The organism is Polaromonas sp. P4_F4, from assembly GCF_056401355.1.
Window position 1 is genome coordinate 151,458 of sequence record NZ_JBFUJO010000007.1, and the last position, 12,385, is coordinate 163,842.

Annotated in this window: 14 protein-coding genes; 8 read left to right on the top strand and 6 right to left on the bottom strand. The window is 62.3% G+C overall.

Annotation, left to right across the window (positions count from 1 at the left end; all coding sequences use genetic code 11):
* Window positions 1-1,605, top strand: coding sequence for a gamma-glutamyltransferase family protein (locus AC1DUR_RS10110; RefSeq protein WP_477718767.1), 1,605 nt, complete (start codon window positions 1-3; stop codon window positions 1,603-1,605).
* Between the two features lie 268 nt (window positions 1,606-1,873).
* On the opposite strand, the gene xth is transcribed toward AC1DUR_RS10110, so the two are convergent.
* Genes xth through AC1DUR_RS10130 form a run of 4 tightly spaced genes read right to left on the bottom strand, consistent with a single transcriptional unit; the run spans window position 1,874 to window position 4,650 of the window.
* A complete protein-coding gene (gene xth / locus AC1DUR_RS10115; protein ID WP_477718768.1) occupies window positions 1,874-2,656 on the bottom strand; it encodes an exodeoxyribonuclease III in 783 nt (260 codons plus the stop codon).
* A gap of 43 nt (window positions 2,657-2,699) precedes the next feature.
* A complete protein-coding gene (locus AC1DUR_RS10120) occupies window positions 2,700-3,296 on the bottom strand; it encodes a DUF4337 domain-containing protein (protein WP_477718769.1) in 597 nt (198 codons plus the stop codon).
* 1 nt (window position 3,297) lies between these two features.
* On the bottom strand, window positions 3,298-3,792 hold the full coding sequence (locus AC1DUR_RS10125) for a dihydrofolate reductase (RefSeq protein WP_477718770.1): 495 nt from the start codon (window positions 3,790-3,792) through the stop codon (window positions 3,298-3,300).
* Between the two features lie 3 nt (window positions 3,793-3,795).
* Complete coding sequence (locus tag AC1DUR_RS10130) at window positions 3,796-4,650, bottom strand: thymidylate synthase (protein WP_477718771.1); 855 nt, start codon at window positions 4,648-4,650, stop codon at window positions 3,796-3,798.
* Window positions 4,651-5,022: 372 nt separating this feature from the next.
* Here AC1DUR_RS10130 and AC1DUR_RS10135 point away from each other — a divergent pair, with 372 nt between their 5' ends.
* The 5 genes from AC1DUR_RS10135 (at window position 5,023) to AC1DUR_RS10155 (ending at window position 8,830) form a co-directional block, all read left to right on the top strand.
* Window positions 5,023-5,694 carry a dioxygenase family protein gene (locus AC1DUR_RS10135; protein ID WP_477718772.1) on the top strand — a complete coding sequence of 224 codons (672 nt, stop codon included), beginning with the start codon at window positions 5,023-5,025 and terminating at the stop codon, window positions 5,692-5,694.
* A gap of 134 nt (window positions 5,695-5,828) precedes the next feature.
* Window positions 5,829-6,176: a hypothetical protein gene (locus AC1DUR_RS10140; protein ID WP_477718773.1), complete on the top strand. Its 348-nt coding sequence runs from the start codon at window positions 5,829-5,831 to the stop codon at window positions 6,174-6,176.
* Window positions 6,177-6,303: 127 nt separating this feature from the next.
* On the top strand, window positions 6,304-7,134 hold the full coding sequence (locus AC1DUR_RS10145) for an alpha/beta hydrolase (RefSeq protein ID WP_477721532.1): 831 nt from the start codon (window positions 6,304-6,306) through the stop codon (window positions 7,132-7,134).
* 130 nt (window positions 7,135-7,264) lie between these two features.
* Window positions 7,265-7,765 (top strand): GFA family protein, encoded by a 501-nt coding sequence (locus AC1DUR_RS10150; protein ID WP_477718775.1) that lies wholly within the window; start codon window positions 7,265-7,267, stop codon window positions 7,763-7,765.
* A gap of 54 nt (window positions 7,766-7,819) precedes the next feature.
* Complete coding sequence (locus tag AC1DUR_RS10155) at window positions 7,820-8,830, top strand: CapA family protein (protein WP_477718776.1); 1,011 nt, start codon at window positions 7,820-7,822, stop codon at window positions 8,828-8,830.
* Between the two features lie 47 nt (window positions 8,831-8,877).
* Here the strand turns inward: AC1DUR_RS10155 and AC1DUR_RS10160 are convergent, their stop codons facing one another.
* Both AC1DUR_RS10160 and AC1DUR_RS10165 read right to left on the bottom strand, forming a co-directional pair.
* Complete coding sequence (locus AC1DUR_RS10160) at window positions 8,878-10,299, bottom strand: FAD-binding oxidoreductase (RefSeq protein ID WP_477718777.1); 1,422 nt, start codon at window positions 10,297-10,299, stop codon at window positions 8,878-8,880.
* The gene (locus AC1DUR_RS10165; protein WP_477718778.1) at window positions 10,296-10,685 is read right to left on the bottom strand and encodes a DUF2069 domain-containing protein; all 390 of its coding nucleotides are present in this window, start codon (window positions 10,683-10,685) and stop codon (window positions 10,296-10,298) included. The genes AC1DUR_RS10160 and AC1DUR_RS10165 overlap by 4 nt, the downstream gene beginning before the upstream one ends.
* 93 nt (window positions 10,686-10,778) lie before the next feature.
* Here AC1DUR_RS10165 and AC1DUR_RS10170 point away from each other — a divergent pair, with 93 nt between their 5' ends.
* Together AC1DUR_RS10170 and AC1DUR_RS10175 are read left to right on the top strand one after the other, a co-directional pair.
* Window positions 10,779-11,993 carry a YihY family inner membrane protein gene (locus AC1DUR_RS10170; protein WP_477718779.1) on the top strand — a complete coding sequence of 405 codons (1,215 nt, stop codon included), beginning with the start codon at window positions 10,779-10,781 and terminating at the stop codon, window positions 11,991-11,993.
* 118 nt (window positions 11,994-12,111) lie between these two features.
* Window positions 12,112-12,348: a hypothetical protein gene (locus AC1DUR_RS10175; RefSeq protein WP_477718780.1), complete on the top strand. Its 237-nt coding sequence runs from the start codon at window positions 12,112-12,114 to the stop codon at window positions 12,346-12,348.
* Window positions 12,349-12,385: the final 37 nt, after the last annotated feature.

The following is a 12,385-nucleotide window of genomic DNA, read 5'->3' on the forward strand; positions in this document are numbered from 1 at the left end:
ATGCCCATTCCATCCGCCATGGACTTCGCGAATCCCTATGCCTCGGCCCGTTCTGCCGTGCTGGGGCGCAACGTTGTCAGTACCTCGCAGCCACTCGCTGCACAGGCTGGCCTGCGCATGCTTCTTGCCGGAGGCAATGCCGTTGACGCCGCCATCGCCACGGCGATGGCGTTGACGGTTGTCGAGCCGACCGGCTGCGGCCTCGGCAGCGATGGCTTCGCGATTGTCTGGGATGGCAAGGAGTTGCACGGTCTGAACGCCTCCGGCCGTTCGCCCGCGGCCTGGTCAGCCGACCGTTTTGCTGGCCACGGTGCAATGCCCGACAAAGGCTGGGAGGCCGTCACGGTGCCTGGTGCTGTTTCGGCCTGGAGCGCACTGTCGCGCCGTTTCGGCCGCCTGCCGTTCACCGCCCTGGCCGCGCCTGCCATTGATTACGCACGCAACGGCTTTGCGGTATCGCCAGTCATCGCGCATTTATGGGCGCTGGGCGGTGTGCGGCTGGGCGAGCAGCCTGGCTTTGCCGAATGCTTTCTCCCCGATGGCCGCGCCCCGCGCGCGGGTGAATTGTTTCGCAGCGAGGCTCATGCGAGCACGCTGGAGGCTATTGCCGAAAGCCATGGCGAGGCGTTTTACCGCGGCGCGGTGGCCAAGCGCATCGCGGCCCATGCCAAAGCCCATGGCGCGGCGCTGACGGAGGATGATCTGGCCAACCACAGCGCCGACTGGTGCGGCACGCTGGCGCAGCCCTTCGCTGGTTCCATGGTGCACGAACTGCCGCCGAATGGGCAGGGCATTGCAGCCTTGATGGCGCTGGGCATGATGGAGGCATTGGGGATTGGCAACCAGCCGCCTGACCATGTTGATACGGTGCACCTGTCGATTGAGGCAATGAAACTCGCGCTGGCAGACCTGCATCAATACAACGCCGACATTGACGCCATGCAGATCCCGCCCTGCGCGCTGCTGGCCCCAGCCTACCTGGCCGAGCGAGCCAGGCTGATTGACCGTCACCGGGCTGCCGACCCCGGCCATGGTGCGCCCAAGCCGGGCGGCACCGTCTATGTGGCAACGGCGGATGCCTCCGGCATGATGGTCTCCTTCATCCAGTCCAACTACATGGGATTTGGCTCGGGCGTTGTTGTGCCAGGCACCGGCGTCAGCCTGCAGAACCGAGGCCATGGCTTTTCCCTGCAGCAGGGACATGCCAATCAGGTAGGGCCTGCCAAGCGCCCTTCGCACACCATCATTCCGGCGTTCGCCATGCATGCCGACGGCACGCCGCAAATGGCCTTCGGTGTGATGGGGGGGCCGATGCAGTCACAAGGCCATGTGCAAATGGCCTTGCGCGTGCTCCACTACGGGCAGAATCCGCAAGCCGCGGCCGATGCGCCACGCTGGCGAGTGACGGGCGGACGCAAGGTGGCCGTTGAACCGAACTTTGACGCGGACGTGGTTCGCGAGCTTGCTGCGCGCGGGCATGAGGTCACTGTAGAGCGCGGTGATGGTGTTTTTGCCTTTGGCGGCGCGCAGCTGGTGTACAGGCGTGGCGACAGCTACGTCGCCGGCTCCGACCCGCGCAAGGACGGCCAGGCCGTGGCATTCTGATTTACCGGTTGCTCCCGCTGGGCTGCGTTGGCGACTGCCTGGCTGGCTGCCGGGCATAGGCGGCGGTATGTTGTTTGTGTTGGCGGCCTATATGGCGAGCAAGGTTTTTGCGGCCTGCCTGCATTGGCGCGGCGTCATAAAAACGAGGCAGCCAGCGGGCCAACTGGCGGAGTCGGACGCGCGCCGACCCGGTGCGAGGGACAGGGCCTGGGTTTTAAATAAATAATGGCCATATCCATTGTTAGATGGCTCATTATTGATATTATTTTTATAGCCAATCGAGTTCCGCCACGACCGGCGCGTGGTCGCTCGGGCGCTCGTTTTTGCGTGGCAGCTTGTCGATCAAGCAGCTTTTTACGGCTGGCATGAGTGCATTGCTCACCAGGATGTAGTCAATGCGCAGGCCGCGATTCCTGCGAAACGCGAACTCCCGGTAGTCCCACCATGAGTAGGTTTTTTCCGGCTGCTCGAACAGGCGGAACGCATCGTGCAGGCCGAGCCCGAACAGTCCCTGCAGGTGTTGCCGTTCGTCGGTGGTGTGATGAATCGTTTCGTGCAGGCCTTGCGCGTCATACGTGTCGCGGTCGTCTGCGGTGATGTTGAAGTCACCCAGCAGCACCAGCTTCGGGTGCCGGACGAGTTCTTCGCGCAGCCACGCGCGCAGGCCGTCGAGCCAGCGCATCTTGTATTCAAACTTCTCGGTGCCCGGTGCCTGGCCGTTGACAAAATAGCCGTTGACAACGCGCACCTCGCCGCTCGGTGTGTCCAGCGTCGCAACAATCACGCGCGACTGCTCATCCGTGAAGCCGGCTATGTTCTTCACGATGTTACGTGCCGGCGTGCGACTCAAAATGGCCACGCCGTTGTAGGTCTTCTGGCCGAACACCGCACTCTGGTAGCCCACATCGGCCAGTGCCTGCAGCGGAAACTTGTCGTCGGAAAGTTTGAGTTCCTGCAGGCACAGCACATCCACCGGATTCGCCACCAGCCAGTCAAGGACCTGCGGCAGCCGCACGGCCAGCGAGTTGACGTTCCAGGTGGCGATTTTCATGGTTTTGGAGCTCCAGGGCAAGCAAGATAAGGAGGAGATGCTATTAAATATGCAGCAAGGCGAGCGCGCCGACCGCCATGCCCACGCCGGCCAGTGCGAACATGCCGTATTCCAGCCAACGCTTGCGTGTCAGCAGGGCAATGGCCGCCAGCGCGATGGAGACCTGCAGCACCGTGGTGGCCTGCGCCCAGCGGTGGTGCTGATGCATCTGGTTGTCCGACGACTTGTCCCAGGTGGCAGCTTCAGCCTCCAGTTTCTCGGCTGCTGTCTTGATTTCGTTCTTCTCTTTTTCGTAGCGCTCGATCTTGCTCTGGTAGGCGACCTTCCTGTCTTCAGGCGCCAGATCGCGGGCGAATTCGGCGAGTGACTGCTTGGTGCTCTTGGCCTGAAAGTAATTCCACTGGTTGGAGGCTTCGGTTTTTTTGATGGCGGCGTTATTTTTATACAGGCCTGCATTGGCCTGGGTCGCACCGCCCATGTAGGCAAAAATGGCCCCCACGGTCGCAATGATGGCCGTCACGACGGCGATCTGCGCGATCATGCCGCCGCCGCTGTCGTGTGCTGCGCCATGAGCGCCCTGGGCGGCATGCTCCAGCTCGTGGTCGTGCGGCCCGTGGACGTGAAATCCGGCTCCTGACATGTCAATTCCCCTTGTGTTTGTCGTAAGTGATAAAACTGAATTTCAGCCCATTGGAGGAGATGTGATCCTCACGCGCAGCTTCAATCCATTCGGAACCCAGCGGGGGCGCAAAGGCATCCCCTTCAAAGTCCTGGGCAATTTCGGTGACTTCGATGCGCTGCGCCAGGGGCTCGGCTTGCGCGTAAATTTGCGCGCCACCGATGACCCAGACTTCTTCAGACTGCCCGCAAAGGCTCAAAGCGTCGGCCAGGCTGGAAGCGGGCTCGGCGCCATCTTCTTTCCAACCCTGCTGCCGCGTGATGACCACGTTGCGGCGGCCGGGCAGGGGGCGGAATTTGGGCGGCAGTGAGTCCCAGGTCTTTCGCCCCATGATGACGGGCCAGCCCTGGGTCAGGCGCTTGAAGTGGGCCATGTCTTCCGGCAGATGCCAGGGCATGCGATTGTTGTTGCCGATCACGCCGTTGGCGGCGCGGGCAAAAATCATGTTGATGCGCATGAACTACACCGCTACCGGCGCCTTGATGGCCGCATGGTGCTGGTAGTCCAGGAACTCGAAGTCGTCAAACTGGTAGTCGAAGATCGACTCGGGCTTGCGCTTGATGTGGAGTGTCGGATAAGGGAAGGGGGCGCGGCTCAATTGCAGGGCCACCTGCTCGGCGTGGTTGCTGTAGATGTGGCAGTCGCCGCCCGTCCAGATGAAGTCGCCCACGTCCAGGTCGCACTGCTGCGCCACCATGTGCGTGAGCAGCGCGTAGCTGGCAATGTTGAAGGGCACGCCGAGGAAGATGTCGGCGCTGCGCTGGTAGAGCTGGCAACTGAGCTTGCCTTTACCGCCAGCTTCCGTGGCAGGCGCGACGTAGAACTGAAAAAATGCGTGGCAAGGCATCAGCGCCATCTTGGAGAGGTCAGCCACGTTCCAGGCGCTCACGATGATGCGGCGCGAGTCGGGGTTGGTCTTCAGCGTCTTGATGACTTCGCTGATCTGGTCAATATGCCCGCCGTCAGGCGTCGGCCAACTGCGCCATTGCACGCCATAGACCGGGCCCAGGTCACCGTCTTCGCGGGCCCACTCATCCCAAATTGTCACGCCGCGCTCTTTCAGCCAGTTGTTGTCGCTGCTGCCGGTTAGAAACCACAGCAGCTCCTGCACGATGGATTTGAGGTGAACCTTTTTGGTCGTCACCAACGGAAAACCTTCGTTCAGGTCAAAACGCATCTGGTAACCAAACACGCTCTTGGTGCCAGTGCCCGTGCGGTCGGCCTTGAAGACACCGTGCGTGTCGACGTGGCGCATGAAGTCTTCGTACTGGGAGCGGATGGGGCGGTCAGGGCGGTTTTCGGGAGGGGTGTTCATGGATAGCCAACAGCTTGATGATTTTGAGTGCCTTGCCCCGCTGCAGCAGCAACTTTTCCAGGCCGGGGATGGCAGATTTTATGCGGACTGGCGTTGTCTGCTGGTTTCCTGCGCTGGACAATCCTTGGGTTTGACGGGCTAATTGGACGCTGACCCCAGTTACTCAGTGCCTCCGCAGCCATGGGGTCTCGCCTTCCCCTACCGCGCGTCCGCCGCTGCTTGCTTTCCGCCGACCGGCACGCTAGGCTAATCCTGCGCTCAACCTGGCCCGAGCAAGCGGCGCGTCGCACCGCCTACTCGGGCCGGTCAGCGTTGACGTCAGGCGTGTCTTTATGTCTACAGCGAGTGTAAACATCCAGAAGGGCAGCAAACATGGACAAGCATCAATTTCCGAGGGCTGGCTTGGGCTTCTCACGACGAATCCTCTTACACAAGAGTGCCGTGATACTTGGGGGCGGGCTTCTGGCCGGCCCCGCTTTTGCTGCCAGGCAAGGCTGTCGGCCCACCGAGTCCGAAGTCCTCGGTCCGTTCTATCGGTTCGGCGCGCCATCTCACTCCCGGCTGGCAGGTCCTGACGAGCCCGGTGACAGGCTTGTTCTGACCGGCACAGTGTTCAGTTCAGACTGCCGTACACCTCTCCCGGGGGCCTTGATCGAGGTGTGGCAAGCGAATCACGCTGGCTTATACGACACCAACAAGCCAGGCAACTTCACCGAGGCCGGCACTTTCCACTTGCGGGGGATGCTGTATACGAATGAAAAGGGGCAATACGAGATTGAGACGATTGTGCCGGGCCGATACCCTATTCCGCCAAATCTCCCGGGGCTCGAGAAATATGGGGGGCTGACGCGACCTGCGCATATTCACTTTCGGGTCATGGAATCGCTGCATGTTCCGGTGACAACGCAGCTCTATTTCAAGGGCGACCCCTTCATTGCCAAAGATCCGTGGGCCGGCCGCAAGCCATCGTTGGCCATTGATTTAAAGCAGGACGGCAAGCTACGCCGCAGTGTTTTTGACTTTGTACTCGCCAGGGGCTTGTAGAAAGCAAAGGCGCGCCTGACAGACGGCTGCACCTCAGCGTCAGGCCGATCGTCAGGCCGCTCAAGGAATGCGACCATCCATCGTGCCTGACCACTACCCTGCCGCGTCGCGCACATGTTGAGCTGGAGACCGCCATGCCGGAGCAACTCACCAAGCATCCCGAGGTGACCCTGCAGGTCCTGCGCAGCGCGGGCGCCAAGTGCGCTGAGGGCGCTCCCCAGGACATACTCACCAGCTGCCCCACCGAGCGTTTTTGCAAACTGTCGGGCGGTGAGATCTGCGTCTTCGGCTTGAACGATGCCTCGAAAATGACACAGATTACGTCGATCGAGTGGAGAGCTCTATTGCCGTCTGTCCTGCCCGAACCACCGTCTACGTCCGGATTGTTCGCGAGCGAAGCGCTGCTGAGCGGCGGTTTGGGCCTGCTGGCCGGCGTGGCCATAGGTCTGGTCGTCTCGCATTTGCGCCGCCGGCACTCCTGAGGCGACGAGCGGTACGGTCAAGCCTGCGAGCCAGCATGTCAACACAACAGACGCTCCCGTCCAGACAGCGGCCTGGCTACAAGGGCGTCCCCTTTTTTCGGTGCGGACGATGGATGTCTTGCTAAAAATGTTGACCGTGGGCGGTGCGGCGTATGCCGTGTTGTTGGCCATCGTGTTTGTGCTGCAGGGACACCTTCTTTACTTCCCCGATGCGGGGCGGCAGATTCTGCAGACGCCCAAGGATGCCGGGCTCGACTATGAGGCGGTGTGGTTGTCGACGGAAGACGGAGTCCGGATCGAGGCCTGGTACGTCCCCGCGCCGGCGGCGCGCGGCGCGGTGCTGCTCGCCCACGGCAACGCCGGCAACATATCGCACCGGCTGGACTACGCCCGCATGTTCCACCGCCTCGGCTACTCGTTGCTGTTGCTCGAATACCGCGGCTACGGCCGCAGCGAAGGCAAACCAAGCGAGGAGGGCACCTACGCCGATGCCCGCGCCGCCTGGCGCCACCTCGTGGCGGAGCGGGGATTTCCGTCCGGTCGCATCGTGCTGGTGGGCGAGTCCCTGGGCGGCGCCGTCGTCGCCCGGCTTGCTGCCTCCGAGCGCCCCGGGGCGCTGGTGCTCGCGTCATGCTTCGTCTCGGTGCCCGAGCTGGCGGCAGAGCTCTATCCCTGGCTGCCGGCGCGGTGGCTGGCGCGCTACCGCTACGACACGCTGGAGGCCCTCGGGCGCGTCTCGAGCCCGGTGTTCATTGCCCATAGCCGGCAGGACGACATCGTGCCGTTTCGCCACGGCGAGCGGCTGTTTGCCGCCGCCCGGGAGCCAAAAGCGTTTTTGGAGCTGGCCGGTGGCCATAACTACGGTTTTCTGTTCACGCGTGAGGCATGGCGTGAGGCGTTGGGGCGCTTCCTGGCACAGCATCTCCCGGCGGACGCCATGGGGCCTGTTCCACGGTAAAAAGTTCGGGTACAGTATTTTTATCGGGGCTGTTGCTACCCGGCTTGATGGCTGTATTGCGCATCATTTCCTTTCTTGCAGGGACATGCCCCGCCGGCGCTTTCCAATCCGACGTTGACAAGAGATGCCTGTGACCACTGACGAACCAGTTCTCTTCTTTGAAGGCGGTTGTACCTGCCGCCTGGTGCGCTACCGCATGACGACGAAGCCAATGTTCGTTCACTGCTGTCATTGCCGCTGGTGCCAGCGTGAAACCGGAAGCTCTTTTGCGCTCAACGCACTGATCGAAGCCGATCGCGTGGAGTTGTTGCAAGGCGAGGTCGAACTGGTCGATACGCCGTCGAACAGCGGCAAAGGCCAGAAGATCGCGCGTTGTCCCAGGTGCCGCATCGCCGTCTGGAGCAACTACGCCGGCGCAGGCGACCTGATGCGCTTTGTCCGCGTCGGAACACTGGACGAGCCCGACCGTCTGCCGCCCGACATTCATATTTTCACTTCATCGAAACAGCCCTGGGTGGTGCTGGCGCCGACGACCCCCGCAGTTGCCGAGTACTACAAGGCCAGGGACCATTGGACCCCGGCGAGCCTCGAGCGGCGTGCTGCCTTGCTGGCCGCCAAAGCCCGGCAGTAGTTTCACTGCGCGCAGCCATCGAACGAGGTGCCTGGAATCCATGAGGAGGGGAACGTGACCACTTTGGCTTTGGCGGGCGACGTGATGCTCGGGCGGCTCGTCAACGACGCCGTACGGCGAAAGCCGGCGGCAAAACCCTGGGGCGATGTGCTGCCCGTCATGGCGGCGGCCGACGCCCGCATCGTCAATCTCGAGTGCGCCATCACGACCCACACCGAACGGTGGACGCGCACGGAAAAAGTGTTCCATTTTCGCGCCGCCCCGGGGGCCGTCAAGGTATTGCGTGCCGCGCGGATCGACGCGGTATCGCTCGCCAATAACCACGTGCTCGACTTTAACGAGGTGGGCCTGCTCGATACCCTGCATCACCTGGACCACGCCGGTATTGCGCATGCCGGCGCCGGACACGACCTGGGCGAGGCCAGGCGTCCTGCTTTCATTCACGCGGACGGAACCCGCATCGCGCTCATCGCGCTGACGGACAACGAAGCGGCGTTTGCGGCCACCGCCACGCGTCCGGGCACCTACTATCTACCGGTCTCGACTGACGCCGACACGCTGGCGCAGATCGGCGCCAGCATCCAGGCGGCGCGCTCCGCCGGCGCCGACATCGTCGTGCTCTCCAACCATTGGGGGCCAAATATGACCCTGTACCCACCGCGCCATTTTCGCGACTTTGCACACGCAGCGATCGAGCTGGGGGCGGACGTGTACTTCGGGCATAGCGCCCACCTGTTTCACGGGGTCGAGATCTACAAGGACAAGCCGATTCTCTACGACACGGGTGACTTCATCGACGACTATGCCGTCGACCCCTGGCTGCGCAATGACTGGTCCTTCCTGTTTCTTGTCACGCTCGAAGCAGGCAGGCTGGTTCGCCTCGAGTGCGTACCCGTGATATTGAGGCTTGCCGAAGTCCGCCTGGCCCAGGAGCCCTTGTGTGCCCAGCTGTGCCGCCGCATGCGGGCCCTGTCCGAAGAGTTCGGGACGCGCCTCAGGGAAAGCGGCGAGCGCCTGGTGTGGGAGCCAGGCCGGGACGGCGGTGGTGGTGGTGCGAGCTGTTGATTGCCGGGCCAGTTTGACCCTTCGTGGCCTGCACCCGGACGGCAAATCTATATTCGCAGCACTCGCCCTGGATTCATCAGATTCTGCGGGTCCAGCGCCCGCTTGATGGCCCGCATCATGCTAAGGGCCACCGGTGATTTGTGCTGCTCCAGCTTGTCGAGTTTCAAGCTGCCGACACCGTGCTCGGCAGAAATCGAACCGCCGAATTTTGTCACCGAGTCGTAGACCAAGGCATTGACTTCTTCCTCGTGATCGCGCAAAAACGCTGCGGCATCGCCGCTGGCGGGCGCCTGCACGTTGTAGTGCAGGTTGCCGTCGCCCAGATGGCCAAAATTCACCAGCCGCACGCCCGGGATGGCTTGCATCAGCAGGGCATCGGTGACCTCCACAAACTCCGGAATGCGCGAAACGGCCACCGAGATGTCGTGCTTGATGTTCAGTCCTTCCTCGGCCTGGGCCAGCGGAATGCTTTCACGGATGTGCCAGAGCTGGTGGGCCTGGGCCAGATTTTCAGCGACCACCGCATCTGTCACGCAGCCCTGCTCTAGCGCGGTCTCCAGCAGCTTTTCGAACTGCGCGCGGGCATGGGTTTCCGATTCCTGATCGGAGTTTTCGAGCAGCACGCAGAACGCGGTTTCTTCATGAAGCGGTACCCGTAGCTGCTTGAAGTTTTTGGCGACCAGGCTCAGGGCAAACTGCCCCATGACCTCAAAGCCGGTCAGGCCGGCGCCCAGGTGCTGGTGGGCCAGCGCAAGAAGGCTCACGGCATCCTGCATCGAGGGCACGGCCGCCCATGCGGTCAGCTGGACGGCGGGCTGCGGATAGAGCTTGAGTGTGGCGGCGGTGATGATTCCGAGCGTGCCTTCGCTGCCGATGAACAGGTCTCGCAGGTCGTAGCCCGTGTTGTCCTTGCGCAGGCCGGACAGGCCGTTCCAGATGTCACCCTGAGCCGTCACGACTTCCAGCCCCAGGCACAAATCACGCGCATTGCCGTAGCGCACCACCTGCGTGCCGCCGGCATTCGTCGCCAGGTTGCCGCCAATGGTGCAGCTGCCTTCGGCGGCGAGGCTTAAGGGGAAAAGAAAACCGGCCTTGTCGGCAGCCTCCTGCAGCGTTTGCAAAATGCAGCCGGCTTCCACGGTGACGGTGAGATTTGCCGCATCGATCTGGCGCACGGCGTTCATGCGCTGCAGGCTGAGCACCACCTGCCGGCCTGACTCGTCGGGGATGGAGCCGACCGTCAGCCCGGTGTTGCCGCCCTGCGTGACGATGCTCACGCCAGCCGCCGCGCAGGCCTTGACGATGGCGGCCACTTCCGCGGTGATGGCGGGCCTGACCACGGCCAGAGCCTTGCCGCGCGAGCGCTTTCGCCAGTCGAGTTCCCAGGCCGTCAGGTCGCCGTCACTGAGTACCTGGCCGGGGCCGGCGATCTGCCTCAGGGTTTCCAGTAAATCAGGGTGAGTGCTCATGCTGTCTTTTCTCCGGTGGCGGCGGCTGGCACCGCATTTTTCAGTCGTACCCGTACATGCAGCGCACAGGCCGCAAAAAGCACCAGGCACAGCAGGACCTCGAGCATGGCCAGGTAGTTGCCCGGCGCGCGGTCGCTCCAGGCCCGCACCGCGCCCTCGGTGAAGTAAATCCACACCAGCAGGCTGACCCAGCGGTAGGTGTACATGCGGTTTTTCAGGATGCCGGCCAGTGGAACGCACAGCGGCAGGACCTTGAGCGCAAGCAGGGAGCCGCCGGGCCTGATGGGCGCCAGCCAGAGTTCCCAGGCCAGGCCCAGCACAATCAGGCCGGCCACGCTGCCCAGGGCCAGCCATCGCGTGATGTCAATTTGGGTTGCTTTGTTCATGAAGTGGAGTGTCATCAATCGGGTGGATCCGCGTCATCCGCTGAATCACCGATCGGTCGATTTTCTGATTTGCCGTCAGGCATGATACCGGGGATGAAATTCCAGCAATCCCTGCAGGCGTTGTTAAGCGACCTGTCCCATTTTCCGTGGCGCCACACCGCCCTCACGCTTCGCGACCGTTTCCGCGAAGACCACATGGGCCTGACGGCCAGCAGCCTGACCTTCACCACCTCGATTGCCCTGGTGCCTTTCTTCACCGTTGCGCTGGCCATTTTTACGGCATTCCCCATGTTTGCCAAACTGCAGGGCGCCTTGCAGGCCTGGCTGGTTCAAAGCCTGATTCCCGACAACATCGCCCGGCAGGTACTGGGTTATTTGACCCAGTTCAGCCGGCAAGCCAACAAGCTGGGTATCGCCGGACTGGTGCTGCTGCTGGTGACTGCCATTGCGCTGATTTTGACGATAGACCGTACCCTCAACGGGATCTGGCGTGTCAGAAAGGCCAGGCCGCTGGCGCAGCGCGTGCTGATTTACTGGGCTGCCATTACCCTGGGGCCGTTGTTGCTGGCGGCCAGCCTGGCGGTGACCTCCTATGTGCTGTCGGCCTCCCGGGGCTTGGTGGGCGTGATGCCCATCAGCCTGCGTTTCCTGCTGGACGTCCTCCAGTTCTTCCTGATGGCTGGCGGCATGGCGGCGCTGTACCGTTACGTGCCCAATACCTACGTGAAATGGTCCCATGCCTGGATGGGGGGGCTGTTCGTGGCCGCGGGCCTGGAGCTGGGCAAGCGGGTCGTCAGCCTGTACCTCAGTTCGGTGCCGACCTACTCGCTGGTTTACGGTGCATTCGCCACCTTGCCTATCCTGCTGGTGTGGATTTACCTCTCCTGGGTCATCGTTCTGATGGGGGCGGTCATCGCCGCCTACCTGCCCAGCCTGCTGGCCGGCGTAGCGCGCCGGGGCAGCGCGCACGGCTGGTATTTTCAACTGGCCATCGAGGTGCTGCAGCAATTGAACCTGGTGCGCATCACCGCGCGCAAGGGGGTGAGTGCCTCCCAGCTGGCCGAACAGCTGGAGGTCGACGTGCTGCAGCTCGAGCCTGTGCTGGAAACCCTGGTGGGGCTGGACTGGGTGGGGCAGCTCAACGAGGCGGAAGGTGCGGTGGAGTCCCGCTACCTGCTACTGGCCGACCCGGACACCACGCCGCTGGAGCCGCTGATGCAGTTGCTGCTGCTGGACAAGGCGGATTCGGTCAAAAAATTATGGGAAAAAGCCCGATGGCCGGCTATTAATCTGCGTGATGCGCTATAAGAAATATAGCGTAACGAGCAACGGGTCATATCGGTTCCCTGCGGGTGCGACGGTAAAGCGCTTGCTTATTTTGAGGCATGTGTAACAAAATATCTTATTCAGTCTTTAAGGCGTACCGATGTCCGAAGAAAAAAACCCCAGGGAAAAGCTGCAGGAAGCCATTACTGACGAACGAGCAGCCTCCCTGGAGGCAGAGCGAATCTACGAGCAGCTCACCGCGAAAATGCAGGCTTACCAGATGGGCCGCGGACCAGCACCCACCAACGAGGACTTTTTGCTGTGGAGTCGGGCCGTTGAGCGACGCATCAAGATGAAGGAGATCGGCATTGAACTGGATGGCGCGCAGCGCAGATAGCCTTCTACCCCCTGCCAAAGCTTCCATCGCATTTTCG